General features: G+C 62.7%; 14 protein-coding genes. 3 read left to right on the top strand and 11 right to left on the bottom strand.

Annotated elements, in window-relative coordinates; genetic code table 11:
• Positions 1-5: 5 nt before the first annotated feature.
• Positions 6-1,157, top strand: a complete 1,152-nt coding sequence (locus tag ACIQLI_RS16990) for a fatty acid desaturase family protein (protein WP_400390494.1) — start codon at positions 6-8, stop codon at positions 1,155-1,157.
• A gap of 63 nt (positions 1,158-1,220) precedes the next feature.
• Here the strand turns inward: ACIQLI_RS16990 and ACIQLI_RS16985 are convergent, their stop codons facing one another.
• The 7 genes from ACIQLI_RS16985 to ACIQLI_RS16955 form a co-directional block, all read right to left on the bottom strand.
• Positions 1,221-1,523, bottom strand: a complete 303-nt coding sequence (locus ACIQLI_RS16985; protein ID WP_400390492.1) for a hypothetical protein — start codon at positions 1,521-1,523, stop codon at positions 1,221-1,223.
• 63 nt (positions 1,524-1,586) lie between these two features.
• The gene (locus ACIQLI_RS16980; protein WP_400390490.1) at positions 1,587-2,354 is read right to left on the bottom strand and encodes an SCO1664 family protein; all 768 of its coding nucleotides are present in this window, start codon (positions 2,352-2,354) and stop codon (positions 1,587-1,589) included.
• The gene (locus ACIQLI_RS16975; protein ID WP_400390488.1) at positions 2,354-2,908 is read right to left on the bottom strand and encodes a DUF3090 domain-containing protein; all 555 of its coding nucleotides are present in this window, start codon (positions 2,906-2,908) and stop codon (positions 2,354-2,356) included. The genes ACIQLI_RS16980 and ACIQLI_RS16975 overlap by 1 nt, the downstream gene beginning before the upstream one ends.
• 24 nt (positions 2,909-2,932) lie before the next feature.
• Positions 2,933-3,625: a histidine phosphatase family protein gene (locus tag ACIQLI_RS16970; protein ID WP_400390486.1), complete on the bottom strand. Its 693-nt coding sequence runs from the start codon at positions 3,623-3,625 to the stop codon at positions 2,933-2,935.
• Between the two features lie 57 nt (positions 3,626-3,682).
• Positions 3,683-5,059 (bottom strand): aspartate ammonia-lyase, encoded by a 1,377-nt coding sequence (locus ACIQLI_RS16965; RefSeq protein ID WP_400390484.1) that lies wholly within the window; start codon positions 5,057-5,059, stop codon positions 3,683-3,685.
• On the bottom strand, positions 5,056-6,471 hold the full coding sequence (locus tag ACIQLI_RS16960; RefSeq protein ID WP_400390482.1) for an aldehyde dehydrogenase family protein: 1,416 nt from the start codon (positions 6,469-6,471) through the stop codon (positions 5,056-5,058). Before ACIQLI_RS16960 ends, ACIQLI_RS16965 begins: the two co-directional genes overlap by 4 nt.
• The gene (locus ACIQLI_RS16955; RefSeq protein WP_400390480.1) at positions 6,464-7,510 is read right to left on the bottom strand and encodes a homoserine dehydrogenase; all 1,047 of its coding nucleotides are present in this window, start codon (positions 7,508-7,510) and stop codon (positions 6,464-6,466) included. Before ACIQLI_RS16955 ends, ACIQLI_RS16960 begins: the two co-directional genes overlap by 8 nt.
• A gap of 158 nt (positions 7,511-7,668) precedes the next feature.
• On the opposite strand from ACIQLI_RS16955, the gene ACIQLI_RS16950 reads away from it, so the two are divergent.
• Entirely contained in the window at positions 7,669-8,703 is a 1,035-nt protein-coding gene (locus ACIQLI_RS16950; protein WP_354226406.1) for an AAA family ATPase, read from the top strand.
• 103 nt (positions 8,704-8,806) lie between these two features.
• Here ACIQLI_RS16950 and ACIQLI_RS16945 read toward each other — a convergent pair whose 3' ends face one another.
• Complete coding sequence (locus ACIQLI_RS16945) at positions 8,807-10,963, bottom strand: glycogen debranching N-terminal domain-containing protein (RefSeq protein ID WP_400390478.1); 2,157 nt, start codon at positions 10,961-10,963, stop codon at positions 8,807-8,809.
• Positions 10,964-11,241: 278 nt separating this feature from the next.
• Here ACIQLI_RS16945 and ACIQLI_RS16940 point away from each other — a divergent pair, with 278 nt between their 5' ends.
• Complete coding sequence (locus ACIQLI_RS16940) at positions 11,242-11,598, top strand: cupin domain-containing protein (protein ID WP_400390476.1); 357 nt, start codon at positions 11,242-11,244, stop codon at positions 11,596-11,598.
• A gap of 77 nt (positions 11,599-11,675) precedes the next feature.
• Here the strand turns inward: ACIQLI_RS16940 and ACIQLI_RS16935 are convergent, their stop codons facing one another.
• From ACIQLI_RS16935 to ACIQLI_RS16925, 3 genes are read right to left on the bottom strand one after another with little or no spacing between them, the layout of a single operon-like run.
• Positions 11,676-12,368, bottom strand: coding sequence for a GntR family transcriptional regulator (locus tag ACIQLI_RS16935; RefSeq protein WP_354226411.1), 693 nt, complete (start codon positions 12,366-12,368; stop codon positions 11,676-11,678).
• Positions 12,369-12,406: 38 nt separating this feature from the next.
• Positions 12,407-13,861 (bottom strand): NAD-dependent succinate-semialdehyde dehydrogenase, encoded by a 1,455-nt coding sequence (locus ACIQLI_RS16930; protein ID WP_400390474.1) that lies wholly within the window; start codon positions 13,859-13,861, stop codon positions 12,407-12,409.
• A 26-nt stretch (positions 13,862-13,887) separates the two neighbouring features.
• Entirely contained in the window at positions 13,888-15,141 is a 1,254-nt protein-coding gene (locus ACIQLI_RS16925) for an aspartate aminotransferase family protein (RefSeq protein WP_400390472.1), read from the bottom strand.
• Between the last annotated feature and the right edge of the window lie 13 nt (positions 15,142-15,154).

Genomic DNA, 15,154 nt, shown 5'->3' with positions numbered 1-15,154 from the left:
ACCGCATGTCAGTAGTTTCAGCCAAAAGCTCCGCCACCGCCGTCGGAACCAAAACCCGGCCTGGTGCCCTTGCCGACGAGGGAAGGCCCACGGTGAGGCCGCCTGCGGCCGCGCACCTGAGCGACGAGCAAGTAGCCCAACTGGGCCGTGAGCTCGATGCAATCCGTGACGAAGTCCTTGCCAAGCGCGGCTCCAGCGACGCCGCCTACATCAGGCGCATGATCAAGATCCAACGTGGGTTGGAAATCTCAGGTCGAGCCGCACTGCTGGTAGGCAAGAACAAGGCTGCCTGGTTCACCGGGACAACACTCCTCAGCCTGGCAAAAATCCTGGAGAACATGGAACTTGGCCACAACATCCTCCACGGCCAGTGGGACTGGATGCGTGATCCGGACATCCACTCCACCACTTGGGAGTGGGACTTCGTTACCCCCTCGCGTTCGTGGCAGCACACGCACAACGACCTCCACCATCGTTGGACCAACGTCGTAGGCAAGGACCGCGACGTCGGATACAACCTTCTGCGCATGGACCCTGACCAGGAGTGGAAGCCCTTCAACCTGGGCAACCCTCTTTACAACGCCTTGCTTGCGCCCGTTTTTGAATGGGGCATAGCCCTCTACGACTTGGAGATCCCTGAGTACAAGGAAGGGCTGAAGTCGAAAGAGGCCATGAACAAGGACCTCAAAGCCTTGGGACGGAAGGCGCTCAAACAGTTCGCCAAGGACTATGCAGCCACCCCAGCCTTGGCCATGCTGTCGGGCTCCGGGAAGCAAGCGCTCTACGGCACTCTCACTGCCAACGCCATTCGCAACGTATGGGCCCACGCCGTCATCTTCTGCGGCCACTTCCCGGAAGGAACGGACACGTTCACCGAGGAAATGGTGGAAGGCGAGACCCGCGGCGACTGGTACGTCCGTCAGATGATCGGATCCGCCAACATTTCCGGGTCACCGTTCATGCACCTCATGACGGGGAATCTGTCGCACCAGATTGAGCACCATCTCTTCCCTGACCTGCCGTCCAACCGCTACGCCGAGATTGCGCCCAAGGTCCGTGACATATGCCAGCGCTACGGCTTGAAGTACACCACAGGGCCACTGCTGAAACAGGTCGGCTCTGCCTGGGCTAAAGTTTTCAAGCTCGCCGTGCCCTAGTCCTGCCGGTTGAGTGCCCGTCCGAGGCGCAATCCCGGTCCCAGGGCCTCGGTGTACCGGCTTCTACTGTGGCTTGAACGGTGACAGCCGGCTGATCCTCTGTCGTGCGGCAGCTATCAGCGGACGTGCTGCCAAGGCTCCTGACTTCACAGAAGTCAGGAGCTTACCGAGGGCGTCACTGAAGCGTCCCTTGCTTCGCAGGTTTTGCGTCAGTTCCCACGTGGTTCGAATGGAGTGCACGGCGAGGACGACGACGAAGAGTGAGACCACCAGGCCGGCAACTGAGGCGGCCACGATCATCACCCCTGTGATGTGCACCAGGAGCACGGCAGAAATCACAACGGTGTGGGCGTCAAAAAGTTCCATATTCATTTCTCGCGGAGTAGTGGGTGGGGTGGTTTTCGTGGGGGATCCGGTATCCGGAATTCCCTAGAACAGAGGCCAGGGGACCGCCGGCATGTCACCGCTTGGAGCCGGAAACCGTCCAAGCAGGCGCAACCGGGCGCAGCGTGTGGCGAGTGATGCGACTTCTTCGGCGCTCAGCAAGTCCGCCAGGTCTTGACCGAGCCCACCGTTCAGACCCTCAGCGACACGATCTATGCCTTCGAGTTCCCCGGCGGCCAGCGGGTCGCCCAGCCAACCCCACAGCACCGTGCGCAACTTGTGGTCCTGGTGGAATGTCAGTCCATGGTCCACGCCGTGCCGGTGTCCGTCCGGCATGGCAAGAATGTGGTCGCCTTTACGGTCGGCGTTGTTGACGATCACGTCGAAGACCGCCATGCGTCGTAGCGCTGGCAAGTCTTCGTGAATGAGGGTGACCATCCGTCCCTTCTCATCCTGTCCTTCGAGAACGTGCTTCCATCCCGTCTCCGGCGCGTGGTCCTTGACGACCAAGTCGACGGCGCGCTGGGCAGGGTCTTGCTCTTGCCAGAGTTGGACCATTCCTTCACCCAAAGGGCCATCGCGCAGCCAGGTGCGCGGCACGATATCCCCACCGAATACCTGCGATACCAAGTAGGCGGCAACCTCCCGGTGGGCAAGATTTCCATGGGGAAAATCCCAGAGCGGACTTTCGCCTGCTATCGGCTTATAAACGACCTTCACGTCGCCGATGGCGCCCAAGAATGTCGCGTTTGAAGCCGTCGTGATGCGGCCAGTGAGCGTCAGCTCGGTGGCCGCCAAATCAGGCGCCGGCATCACGCCTCGGGAAGGGTGCAACTATGCCCGTCGGCGTCCATGGGGTACCCACAGAGCGGGCACGTCGGGCGCCCGGCTCCGACGATTTCACGGGTGCGCTTGGCGAATGCGCGGGCGGTACCGACCGGCATGCGCACCAGCAGCATTTCCGCTTCGATTGCGCCGTCCTCAACCAGCGGTTCGTCGTTGTCATCAGCATCGACCTCGACCATGGGGTAGGCCTCAATCACTACCTGGGCCGTGGTTGGATCCCAACCCAAGCTCATGGCTCCGGCGCGAAACTGCTCGTCAACTGCCTCAAGGGGATCGTTATCGACAAGCTCAATGGGAGTGCTCGTCGGAACGCTGAACGGGTTGCCCTGAACCGTGATGAGCTGGTCAAGGATCTCGTCGATTTTCTCTGCGAGCTGGGCCGACTGTTGCTTCTCCAGGGCAATGCTCACTATCTGTTTTCCTGCACGCACCTGCAGGTAGAACGTCCGCGACCCTGGAACGCCAATGGTCCCAACTACAACCCGATCAGGCCAGGCAAACTCGTGAACACTTGTAGGCATGTCAGTATTTTAGGCACATAAGGTTCACGGCGCGTTCTGTCCTGCACCGCCGCCCACCGGCGCGTCCCCGGAATGAATGCCGTTGGACAGCCAAGACAGATCACCCGCATCGGTGTTGGTCGCGTAGACGCTCGGCCGATCAGCGCCGTAACGGACGATCGATACGGAGGCGGGACCCACATTAATGCGCTGGAACAGGTCAAGGTGCATGCCGAGCGCGTCGGCAAGGATCGACTTGATGATGTCGCCGTGACTCACCGCCACCCACACTGCCCCCGGCCCATGCTCGGCTTCGAAAGCCGCATCGTGGCGCCTGATGGCTGCCACGGACCTGGCCTGCATTGCCGCCATTGATTCACCGCCGGGAAACACGACGGCGGATGGTTGCGTTTGCACCACCGGCCACAAGTCCTCGGTTGCCAGCTCACTGAGCATGCGGCCCTGCCACTTGCCGTAATCGCACTCGGTGATATCGATTTCGACGGGAGCGTGCGGCGAGCCGGCCTGGTGGGCGAGAATTAGCTCGGCGGTCTCCCGGCAGCGCTCAAGAGGACTCGTCACCACCCCGACTAGCGGCACGGCTGCGAGCCGGTCTGCCGCCAGAGCCGCCTGCTCGCGCCCCGTCTGGTCCAAGCTCACACCGACGGTCCGGCCAGCCAGCAGTCCAGTTGCATTGGCTGTGGTGCGGCCGTGCCGCACGAGAAGAACTGTCGCCATGCAACCAGCCTAGTTCCCCGCACGTCCCGGCGTGATCCGGTGAATCGCGTCTTCCCGTCAGGCCGTCATCAGGGCCGCAGCTTGTTCGGGCAGCAGGAGGCCTTCAGCGACAGCGATGTCGAGGACACTCTGTCCGGACACGACCGCCTTGTGGGCGATGTCGGCCGCAACGGCGTATCCCAGCATTGGGAGCAGTGCCGTGGCTTGTGCTGTGGAGGCCCGTGCCCTTAACCGCAACAACGCTTCGTTCGCTTCGATGCCCTCAACGCACAGATCCCGCAGCACATCGGTTCCGTTGGTGAGCCAGCTCAGTGATTGCAGCAGGGCGTGAGCGATGACCGGTTCGAACGCGTTGAGCTGGAGCTGTCCGTTGTCGGCGGCCATGGTGACGGTGAGGTCGGCCCCGGCGACGAAGAAGGCGATCTGGTTCACGACCTCCGGAATCACCGGGTTGACCTTGCCGGGCATGATCGAGGAGCCCGCCTGCCGAGGAGGCAAGCGGATCTCCGCGAGCCCTGTTTGCGGACCGCTGGAGAGCAGGCGAAGGTCGCTGCAGATCTTGGAGAGCTTGATGGCGGTACGTTTGAGCGCTCCGGAGAACGTCATGAACGCACCGGTGTCCCAGGTTGCTTCGACGAAATCGTGGGCACGGACCAGTTGGACGCCGCTCACGGCTGAGAGCTTGTCGATGATGCGCTCAACATACATGGGGTCGGCGGTGATGCCGGTTCCGATTGCTGTGGCCCCGAGGCTGCACTCGAGCAAAAGTGCGGCCGCTTCGCTTAGCCGCCGTTGGTCTTCCTCGAGCGTGACGGAGAAGGCGGTGAACTCTTGTCCGAGGGTCATCGGCACGGCGTCCTGCAGTTGCGTGCGGCCAACCTTGGGGATGGCTGCGAAGGCCAGGCCCCGTTCGGCGAATGCTGCCGAAAGCAGTGCCAGGCGTTCCAGCAGATCCTCCAGTGCGAACACCAGGGCCAGGCGCACCGCCGTCGGGTAGACGTCATTGGTGGACTGGCATTTGTTGACATGCCCGATCGGGTCCACCACGTCATAGGTGCCGCGGGGGTGGCCCAAGGCTTCCAGTGCGAGGTTGGCCATGACCTCGTTGGCGTTCATGTTGGTGGATGTTCCGGCGCCGCCTTGGATGACGTCCACAGGAAAAGCGTGGTCGACGTCGCCGGCGGCCACAGTGTCGCAGGCTGCGGCGATGGCGTGGCCAATGTCCGCCGGGATGAGGCCAAGTTCGGTGTTGGTCAGCGCTGCGGCTTTCTTCACGAACGCGAGGGCGCGGACAAGGTGTCGGTGGGTTCCGAGTTGCATGCCGCTGATGGGGAAGTTGAGGATGGCCCGTTCGGTGTGGATTCCCCACAGGGCGGATTTCGGGACAGCCAGGGAGCCGAGGCTGTCTTGTTCGATTCTTACGCCTGTGGTCATGAGGCGATCGCGATGACTTTGGGCTGGGTCATTTCCTCGTAGGCAAAGTGGACGCCTTCGCGGCCCATGCTGCCGTACTTGGAACCGCCGAAGGGCATGGCGTCATGCCGGTAGTCGGAGGAGTCGTTGATCATTACGCCACCCGCGTCGATCGCCTTCGCGGTGGCCAAGGCCCGGCCCAGGTCCTTGGTGAAAACCCCTGCCTGCAGGGCGTATTCACTGTCGTTGGCCAGTGCGATGGCTTCCTCGGTGGTGTCGAAAGGCTCGATCAGGACGACCGGGGCGAACAGTTCCTCGCTCCAGGCCTCGCAGTTGCGGGGCACCCCGGTGAGAACAGCGGGTGTGAGGACCGGCCCGTTCAGGTCTCCGCCCGTGAGGAGTTGTGCCCCGGCGGCCACAGCCTCGTCGATCTTCCGTTTCGCTTCGGCGGCGGAGGCATTGCTGATCATGGGCCCGACGTCGGTTTGTTCGTTACCCGGGTCCCCGGTCTTCAGCGCCGCGGTTTGGGTGACGAAGTCCTGCACGAAGGTGTCAAAGACTGATCGTTGGACGAGGATCCGCTGGGCACCGATGCAGTTCTGCCCGGCGGCCCAGAAGGAACCGGAGACGCTGGCATCGACGGCGGCTGGAAGGTCTGCGTCGTCAAAGACGATGACCGGTGCGTTGCCGCCAAGTTCCATGGACAGGCGCTTAAGGCCGGCGTTCGCCGCGATAGCCCGGCCGGTGGCGAAGCCGCCGGTGAAGGAGACCATACGGACCAGTTTGGAAGAAATGATGGTTTGAGCGATCGTGCGGTCGCCCAGGACAACGGTGACGAGCTCCGCGGGCAGCCCGGCCTCGCGGAGAAGGTCCACCAGAAGAATGGCTGTCAACGGAGTCAGCTGGGACGGCTTAAGAATGACGGCGTTCCCACCGGCGATCGCCGGTCCGAGCTTGTGCGCCACCAAGTTCAACGCGTCGTTGTACGGGGTGATCGCTGCAATGAGGCCCAGCGGTTCACGGGTGAACCAGCCCTGCCGGTTTTCAGAACCGGCGAAGGAGTCGAACGGAACGACTTCTCCGACATTGCGACGCGTTTCCGCTGCCGAGAGTTTGAGGGTGTTGACCGCGCGGGAGACTTCCTTGCGGGCCTGCTTGATGGTCTTGCCGGCTTCGGCGACGATCAGTTCCGCGACTTTTTGGGACCGTTCTTGGAGCAGGTCAGCTGCGGTGTCCAAAATCCGGCCACGCTCGTGACGCGGCATGGCGGCCGCTGCGGGAGCGGACGCCGCCGCGCGGATGAGCTCCACGCGGACGTCCGCCTCGGAGCACTGGTCCAAGGTGGCCAGGACGGTGCCGTCAAACTTGTTGCGCACCACCAGTTGATTGACGGTGGCTTCGCTGATGGTCTCGGCGATGGCTGTTTCAGGCACGGACGGCTCCTTTGACGAATTCGTCGACGGCAATGATGTCGGAAATGAGGGCGTACGCGGTCTCGACGCGACCAGCACCCGGACCGGAGACGGTGACGGCCCCGAGCAGGTCGGTGATGAAGGAGACGGCGTTGGTGGCACCGGAAATGCCGGCGAGGGGGTGATCGGCTTCAAGGGCGATGGGCTGGACGCTGGCAACGATGCGGCCGTCGCTCTCGCGGCGGGCTTCGCCGATCAGTTTCCAGCGGAGGCCGTTGGCCAGGGCCTGGGCTACGTCATCGCTGGTGATGTCCTGAATGCCGGTGGTGTGAACGTCACTCGGATGGATGGTGGCGCCGAGAAGTTCGTTGGCCAAAATGGCGACCTTGAGCCGAACGTCGGAACCGCCGATGTCAGCGGTCGGGTCGGCTTCGGCATATCCGAGGTTCTGGGCTTCGGCGATGGCCTCGTCCAGGCGCAGGCCGGCTTCCATCCGGCCCAGGACGTAATTGCTGGTTCCGTTCAGGATTCCCTGCACGGCGTTCAGTTCCAGGCCGCCGAGCATCTTGTGTGCCAGACGGATCACCGGCGTGCCGCTCATGACGGCGCCTTCGTACTCGAACCGGACGCCGTTGCCTGCAGCGAGCTTGGACAGTGACGTGCCCTGCAACGCTACCGGTCCCTTGTTGGTGGTCACCACGTGCTTGCCCGACTCTATAGCCCACCTCACGTGCGAGACCGCGGGTTCGCCGTCGACCGGGCTGGTGAAGGTGGCCTCGACGACGATGTCGGCGGGGCTGTTCTTGATGACCTCTTCGTTGCGGGGGGCGGAGCTGCCGCCCGGAAGCCTGTCGAAAGAAGAACCGCAAGGCATTGCCAGAACAGCTGCAAGGTCAATGCCATCGCCCTGGACCAGTGAGCCAAAGGCGAGGTCGGTGATGGCTACGACGCGGAGCTCGAACCCCAGGGAAGAGAAGCGCTGCGGTTCGTCGCGGATCAGTTCTGCCAGGGCGCGGTTAACGCCTCCGAAACCGATCAGGGCCAGGTTGTAAGTAGTCACGGGATCTCCTTGGGTAGGGCGGTGATGTTGTCCTCTAAGCCTCAGCCCCAGGAGTGTCAGTTACCTATGGGCGAATTGCCCGTCGGAGATGCCGAAACGCCCAAACGCGGACAGTTTGATCCGTGGTCGCTTCACATCGCGAGTATTACAGTGGATGTATGGCTGCAAGCCGCAATCCGCTCGATGAGCTGAGGGAAACCATTGGCCATCTGGCCAATCAGCTCAAGCTGCCTGGTTCAGAACGCGTTGACGACCTGGTGGGCGATTTCATCGGCGCGCGGCCAGGTCCGGCCCGGCCGTTGTCCGAGGTGCAGGCCGAGCTCGATGCGCTGGTCGGGCTGGAGACTGTGAAGGAACAGGTCAGGGCCTTGGTGGCATTGCTCCAGGTTCAGGCCCGTCGCAAAGCCCACGGACTGCCGGAGGTGGCCACATCCCAGCATCTTGTGTTTCTCGGAAACCCGGGCACGGGCAAGACCACCGTGGCGCGGCTCCTGGCCGAAATGTACCGTGCGGTGGGCCTGCTGCAGAAAGGACACCTGGTTGAGGTGGACCGTTCCGGCCTGGTGGGGCAGTACGTTGGGGCAACTGCCATCAAGACGGACCGGGTGATCCGGCGGGCCCTGGACGGCGTCCTGTTCATCGACGAGGCCTACGCGCTTGCCCCGGAGGACGGCCGGATGGACTTCGGCCCCGAGGCGATCGAGGTCCTGCTCAAGCGGATGGAGGACCACCGCCACCGTTTGGTGGTGATCGTGGCCGGTTACCCGCGGCTCATGGAAGCCTTCCTGCTCTCCAACCCCGGGCTGCGCTCCCGGTTCGCCCGCGAGATCACCTTCCCCGACTACTCCGTGGACGAACTCGAAACGATATTCCAGCAGATGCTGGCCCAGCACGAGTACACGCTGGAGCCAGGCGCGGATCACATGCTGCGCCGCATCCTCGCCGGGCTTCACGCGGGAGAAGACTCCGGGAACGCGCGGTTCGCCCGCACCCTGTTTGAGCAGTCACTTAATCGCCAGGCGCTGCGGCTGACGCGCGACGAAGAACCGGGCCTCGACGGCCTTGATCGTGAAGCGGTCATCACGCTCACCGAGGATGACATCGTCGGGGCTGCCCTGGCCCTGGGCCAGGAGCCGCAGCCGGAACCTGCTCCGGAACCGGAACCTTCACGCTGGTGGCGCTGGCTCGCCTGACCTGTCAGATGATGCCCGCCGGGGCAGGCCCACCGGCTGTTTGGATTCTGCGTCAAGCGGCTACGCGCACCCGGGGTAGCGCGGCCTCCCTGCTTCACGCGTCCTAGCCGTTCTTGCGAAGCCCTGCCTGTTCGACGAGTTCGGTCAGCCACGGCCGGTGTCCTTGATGGAACACCATCCCATCGGGCAGTCCCTGCACCGTGGGGACCGAATCGGCAATGTCGATGGTCACCCTGCCGCCCGCCATGGGCGCGTTGGTGATGTGCAAGTCGCCGTAAGAGGCCGGCAGCTGGGGATCCATCCAGAATCCGCCGTGGGACACGTGGGCGTCGTACCTCATCAGGCTCGTGATCAGCTGGATGGGAGAGGTGGCGGCCCAGGCTTGGGGTGAGCAGGCTGTGGGATAGGGCACGGGTTCGCTGTACTCCTCGCGGCTGAACCCGCAGAACAGCTCGGGGAGACGGCCTTCGGAGTGGTCGGCCGCATCGAGCAGGGCTGTGGCGATCCGTTGAGCCTCCTCTACGAATCCGTAGCGCATCAGCCCCGCCGCGATGACTGCGTTATCGTGCGGCCAAACGGATCCGTTGTGGTAGCTGGCGGGGTTGAAGGCACCCATGTCGGTTGCCAGCGTGCGCACACCCCAGCCGCTGAACATCTCTGGTGACATCAGCCGCTCTGCTACGAGGGGCGCCTTGTCCTCGTCCACCAAGCCGACCCAGAGGCAGTGGCCCATGTTGGAGGCGCACGCGTCCACCTGCCGCTTATTACCATCCAGCGCAATCGCGTAGTAGCCCCGGTCCGGCATCCAAAATTGTTCGTTGAAACGTTCCTTCAACAGTGCCGCGCGGTCGGCGAGTTCGCGCGCCAGTGGTGCGTCACCGGCGTCGTAGGCCATCCACGCCCGGGCCATGTACGCGTCATAGACATATGCCTGGACCTCGCACAGCGCGATGGGCGGTTTGGCGAGCCGCCCGTCCGCGAAGTTGATTCCGTCCCATGAGTCCTTCCACCCTTGATTGATCAGCCCGCGATCGTTGAGGCGCTCATATTCGACGAAACCATCGCCATCCCTGTCGCCGTAGTCCCGGATCCATTCGAGGGCACGGTCTGCGTGGGGCAGCAGGGCGGCGATGGTGTCCTTGGCGAAACCCCAGCGGCTCACCGAACCCAGAACCACCACAAACAGGGGAGTGGCATCGATGCTGCCGTAGTAGATGGACTTCCCACCCAGGGCCAGGCTGCTGGAGACGTCCAACCGGACCTCATGCAAAATCTTGCCCGGTTCTTCCTCCGTCACCGGGTCAACCACCGCGCCTTGCCGCTCAGCCAACGTCTGCAATGTTCCCAAGGCAAGCGAGGGATCAACCGGCATGGCCATTTCCGACGCCCACAACGAGTCCCGGCCAAAGAGCGTCATGAACCACGGAGCTCCGGCGGCCACAACCACTCTTTCCGGGTGGGCTGGGTCCTCTATCCGGAGGGCGCCGAGATCGTCATAACTCCGTCGGAGTGTCCTTTCGATCGAGCGGTTACCCATCTGCAGGACGGGAATCTTGGCGACCCACTCTTGCCGGCGTCGATCGCTTCGGGATAATTTGCCAACGGCGGGACGCACCACGGGTGCGGCCGGCGCTGCCGCTTCAAACCCTGGAGTGACCAGGAGTTCGGTGCTCCAGGAGCCTCGCGCCGGGATAGTTGTCCGGTAGCTGAAACCGTCGCGGTTCGCTTCAGCCAGATCAGAACTTACGACGACGGACTTCCGGACTTCCTGCCAACGGGCACGGATTGCCAGTGTGGTGGCGTGGGTTTCGCGGCTTTCTTCCCACAGCGTTTGCACGCGCGCTTCCTTCACCTCGAAGACATCGGCGAAATCGGAAGCTACGGTGAGCGCGATGAAGCAATCCGCCGGCTTCGTCGAATAGTTACGCACGGTGATGTGCTCCACCATGCCGACGCCCAACTCCCGGGCGCGCTCCACGATCAGCGGGGTGTCCGCATATCCGTCGGACGTGGTGATCCGGCCGGCGAAGACCGCTCTGTAAGGTTCCTTCGTCTGGGCTGTCAGGGGTTCCACGGCCTGCCCGTTCACCGTCAGGCCCCATGCGGAGAGTATCCGGGTGTCCTGGAAGAACAGGCCGTGCGGATGATCCGGACTGATATCACCGCTGGGCAGCGAGATGCAGAATGAGGTCCCTTCCACCAGGGTGACGGTACCGGAGCCCAGCGGGCCAGCGGCGGTATCGGCATTCCATCCGGCCATGTCCGGGCTCCTTTGGCGGTCCTGCTGCATCCTCAGTGTCCTGCTGCATTCTTGAAATGACGCTACTCTTGCCCGGCGATGCGGGCCAGAGCTTTGAGGGACGCCTGACGGCTCAATTTCCGCCCACCCGGTTCTATCGGTTGTACCTCCGGTGTCCACACCGTAACCATTTCCACTCAAAGCTATCGTCGATTGTTGACAATTGTTAGGATGGGGCATGTGCTCTTCCAAAGACGGCGGGCACATTTACACGGGTCTGAGACCCAGAAGGAGCAGCAATGGTCAAGGCCACTGTCATGACAAATGCCAACACCCAGGATCCTGGCGAGCACCTGCCAAAGCCCACATCAAGCACTCCCGGTCAGACGGAAGTGTCCCTCCGCCTGTGGGCCAGGGAAGGACTCAAGACCGGTATTTGGGAGGCAACGCCCGGTGTGTCCACGAGTACCAGGCCCGGCTATGACGAGATTTGCCAGATCCTCAGTGGCTCAGCGACCATCACCGAGGAAGATGGAACCAGCTTCGACGTCGGCCCCGGCTCGTTGTTCGTCACGCCGGCCGGTTGGACGGGAACGTGGACCATCCACGAAACACTGCGGAAGATGTGGGTAGTGGCCGATCTTCCCAAGGCCTAACAGCGAAGGTCCCATAGATGAAAGGAGGGGCCCGGTTCAGTGAACCGGGCCCCTCCTTAATACGGAATTCGACGTGACTATGCGGTTATTCCTGTCACTTCAGGTTTGGACGTGAGGTCCTCCACGGCCTTGTGCATGTGGCGTTTGATGGCGTCCTGAAGACCGCTCCGATCACGTGCTTCGAGCAGGTCCAGGATCATCTGGTGCTCCTGCACCAGCGCATCGATGCGCGGGTACGCCACCTCCAGGCTGAGGATACACATCCTGGATTCGGCAGCAAGGGTCTCGTAGATCCGGATCAGGCGTGTGTTTCCGGTTCCGGACACAAACGCCGTGTGGAACTGCATGTCCAGCCGGGCGATAGCCTGCCAGTCCGAAGCAGCAACCTGCTTGGCCATGCCTCGGATGATGCCTTTGAGTTCCCTGCACGTATCAGAGACCTGATCCGGCTCAGAATCCAGAAGTGTGCTGGCGGCTGCCAATTCCACTGCCTCGCGCACGGCGTAGATTTCCTTGACGTCCTCTGTGGAGAGCTCCAGTACGAAGACGCCCCGGTTGCGCTTGCTCACCAGGATGCCCTCCTGGCACAGTCGCTGCAGTGCTTCGCGGAGCGGGCCCCTGGACGTGCTGAGTTGACTGGCCAGTGCAGATTCGTTGACTTGCTGTCCAGGCCTGAAGGCTCCCTGGACAATAAGCTCCCGCAATTGGTCAGCGATCAGCTGCGCCGTGGGCCGGCCCTCCAAAACGAACATTCCCTCCGGTGCCGCCATTGACATCCCCTCATTCCATGCTCGGCAAGTTGAATCTATTAGACCGCTACTGCGGTGTACTTGTATTCCAAAAACTCTTCGATCCCAATTTTGCCGCCTTCGCGGCCCAGCCCTGACTGTTTGACCCCGCCGAACGGCGCGGCGGGATTGGACACCAGGCCGGTGTTCAGTCCGACCATGCCAACTTCCAGGTCAGCCGAGAACCGCAATGCCTTTGCCATGCTCTCGGTGAACACGTACCCCACCAGGCCCCACTCAGTATCATTGGCCAGGCGCAGGACTTCGTCTTCGCTGTCAAACGCCGTGATGGCAGCTACGGGGCCGAAGATTTCCGTGGACATCAGTGCCGCGTTGGCAGGCACATCCACCAAAACTGTGGGTGGGTAGAAGTAGCCCGGTCCTTCCGGACGGGTTCCGCCGGTGAGGATGCGCGCTCCCTTGGAAACGGCGTCCGCAACAAGGCTTTCGACCTTTTCCAGGCCCTTCTGCTCAATGAGGGGTCCGACGTCGGTCCCTGCCGAAGCGCCATTGCCCACCTGCAATTCTGACATCTTTTTAGAGAACTTCCCGCCAAACTCTTCCACCACGGAGCGGTGGACAAAGAAGCGGTTGGCTGCCGTGCACGCCTCTCCCATGTTCCGCATCTTGGCTTTCATGGCTCCGTCAACGGCCTTCTCAATGTCCGCGTCCGCAAGGACGATGAAAGGTGCGTTTCCACCGAGTTCCATGGAGGATCGCATGACGTTGTCCGCGGCCTGCCGCAGGAGAACCTTACCCACTTCGGTAGAACCCGTGAAGCTGATCTTGCGGGCGATGCCGCTGTCAGTCCAGGTCCGGACCACGCCCGAAGCCCTCGACGTCGTCACAACGTTCAGCACGCCGTCGGGAAGTCCTGCTTCCTTGAAGATCGCAACGAGCGCCAACGACGTGAGCGGCGTCAGCTCCGCCGGTTTGAACACCATGGTGCAACCGGCAGCTACGGCCGGAGCGATCTTCCGCGCACCCATGGCGAGCGGAAAGTTCCACGGCGTCACCAGCACTGAAGGCCCAACGGGTTCCTTGGTAATAAGGATGCGTGTGTTGCCGTCCACGGATGAGGTGTTGTCGCCACCGATCCTCACGGCCTCTTCAGAGAACCAGCGGAGCATCTCGGCACCATAGGCCACCTCGCCCCTTGCTTCTGCCAAGGGCTTGCCCATCTCGGCGGTCATGATCGCTGCCAAACGGTCCGTGTTTGCCATGACGAGGTCGAAGGCGCGGCGGAGGATGTCTGCGCGCTCACGGGGAGTGGACTTTCCCCACTCTGCTTGGGCGCGTCCTGCGGCTTCGATGGCCAACGCGGCATCTTCAACGCTGCCGTCGGCAACATGCGCGATGACTTCGTTGGTGGCCGGGTTTTCCACCGCAAAGGTGGCGCCGTTTGCCGCCTGCTGCCAGCGACCGTCGATGAACAAGTCTGTCTGCAGTGAGCTGGAATCAAATGAGGGGGTCATGGTGGCTCTTTCAGGAATCAGGGGGACTAGGAGGTGGCCGACTTGAGTGCTTGCGAGAGCTTGGACAGGCCGACGTGGATCTCGTCGCTGCTGACGTTCAACGCCGGGATGAGGCGGATGACGTTACCGTGCGGACCGCAGGTAAGAAGCAGGAGTTCTTCCTTGATGGCGGCCTGTTGGACAGCCAAAGCAGTCGACGCATCCGGGGTCTTGTCGGCGGCAGTGAACTCGACGCCCTGCATCAGGCCCCTGCCCCGGACATTGCCGATTCCGGCGAATTCTGTTTGCAGTGCCTCCAAACCCGTCCGCAGTTCGTCGCCGCGAAGAAGCGCGTTTTCCACGAGGTTTTCGCGCTGGATGACGCCGAGAGTGGCGACGCCGGCGGCTGCCGCCACGGCGTTTCCACCGTAGGTTCCGCCCTGGGAGCCCGGCCAGGCTTTGCCCATCAGCGCTGCTGAGGCTGCGATTGCCGAGATGGGGAAGCCGCTGGCGAGGCCCTTGGCGGTGATGACGACGTCGGGCGTGATTCCGGCCCAGTCGTGGCCCCAGAACTTGCCGGTGCGGCCCACCCCGGCCTGAACCTCATCCAGGACCAGCACGATGCCGTGCTTGTCGGCGCGTTCGCGGAGTCCTTGGAGGAAGGCTACGGGGGTTGGGATATAGCCGCCGTCACCGAGCACGGGTTCGATGATGAAGCCGGCAGTATCGCTTGGTGCGCTGATGGTCAGCAGGAGGTGGTCCAGTTCCTTCAACGCGAATTCCACGGCGGTGGCCTCGTCCCAGCCGTATCGGTACCAGTGCGGAAACGGGGCGACGTGCACGCCGCCCATGATGGGGGAGAACCCGGAGCGGAACTTGGTTCCGGCTGTTGTCAGCGATGCCGCTGCGACGGTCCGACCGTGGAACCCACCCTGAAAGGAGATGATGTTAGGCCGGCCGGTGGCCATACGCGCGAGGCGAATGGAGGCCTCTACGGCTTCAGAGCCTGATGTGGCGTAGAAGACGCTGTCCAAACCTTGCGGCAAGAAGCTGCCAAGAAGTTCGGTGAGTTCCAGCAGTGGCTTATGCATCACGGTGGTGTACTGGGCGTGGACAATCTTGCCCACCTGTTCGCGGGCAGCGGCCACAACATCGGGGTGGCAGTGACCGGTGCTCGTCACGCCAATCCCGGTGGTGAAATCCAGGTACTTCTTGCCGTCGGTCGCGTGGATCCAGCTACCGGCCGCGTGGTCGACAACCACGGGGGTTGCCTGCTTCAGGATGGGGCTAAGTGTTGCCATGGCTTCATACTTT

Origin of the sequence: Paenarthrobacter sp. NPDC091669 (assembly GCF_044756725.1) — a bacterium.
Lineage (GTDB): Bacteria > Actinomycetota > Actinomycetes > Actinomycetales > Micrococcaceae > Arthrobacter > Arthrobacter bambusae_C.
The sequence above is the reverse complement of the archived record's forward strand: the minus strand, read 5'-3'. Positions and strand labels throughout refer to the sequence as shown.

Excerpts from the sequence above, each read along its gene's own strand:
- ACIQLI_RS16930 (WP_400390474.1), bottom strand. The coding sequence starts at position 13,861 with ATGACCCCCTCATTTGATTCCAGCTCACTGCAGACAGACTTGTTCATC.
- ACIQLI_RS16945 (WP_400390478.1), bottom strand. The coding sequence starts at position 10,963 with ATGGCCGGATGGAATGCCGATACCGCCGCTGGCCCGCTGGGCTCCGGT.
- ACIQLI_RS16940 (WP_400390476.1), top strand. The coding sequence starts at position 11,242 with ATGGTCAAGGCCACTGTCATGACAAATGCCAACACCCAGGATCCTGGC.
- ACIQLI_RS16925 (WP_400390472.1), bottom strand. The coding sequence starts at position 15,141 with ATGGCAACACTTAGCCCCATCCTGAAGCAGGCAACCCCCGTGGTTGTC.
- ACIQLI_RS16950 (WP_354226406.1), top strand. The coding sequence starts at position 7,669 with ATGGCTGCAAGCCGCAATCCGCTCGATGAGCTGAGGGAAACCATTGGC.
- ACIQLI_RS16970 (WP_400390486.1), bottom strand. The coding sequence starts at position 3,625 with ATGGCGACAGTTCTTCTCGTGCGGCACGGCCGCACCACAGCCAATGCA.
- ACIQLI_RS16935 (WP_354226411.1), bottom strand. The coding sequence starts at position 12,368 with ATGGCGGCACCGGAGGGAATGTTCGTTTTGGAGGGCCGGCCCACGGCG.
- ACIQLI_RS16980 (WP_400390490.1), bottom strand. The coding sequence starts at position 2,354 with ATGCCGGCGCCTGATTTGGCGGCCACCGAGCTGACGCTCACTGGCCGC.
- ACIQLI_RS16990 (WP_400390494.1), top strand. The coding sequence starts at position 6 with ATGTCAGTAGTTTCAGCCAAAAGCTCCGCCACCGCCGTCGGAACCAAA.
- ACIQLI_RS16985 (WP_400390492.1), bottom strand. The coding sequence starts at position 1,523 with ATGGAACTTTTTGACGCCCACACCGTTGTGATTTCTGCCGTGCTCCTG.
- ACIQLI_RS16975 (WP_400390488.1), bottom strand. The coding sequence starts at position 2,908 with ATGCCTACAAGTGTTCACGAGTTTGCCTGGCCTGATCGGGTTGTAGTT.
- ACIQLI_RS16965 (WP_400390484.1), bottom strand. The coding sequence starts at position 5,059 with ATGACCACAGGCGTAAGAATCGAACAAGACAGCCTCGGCTCCCTGGCT.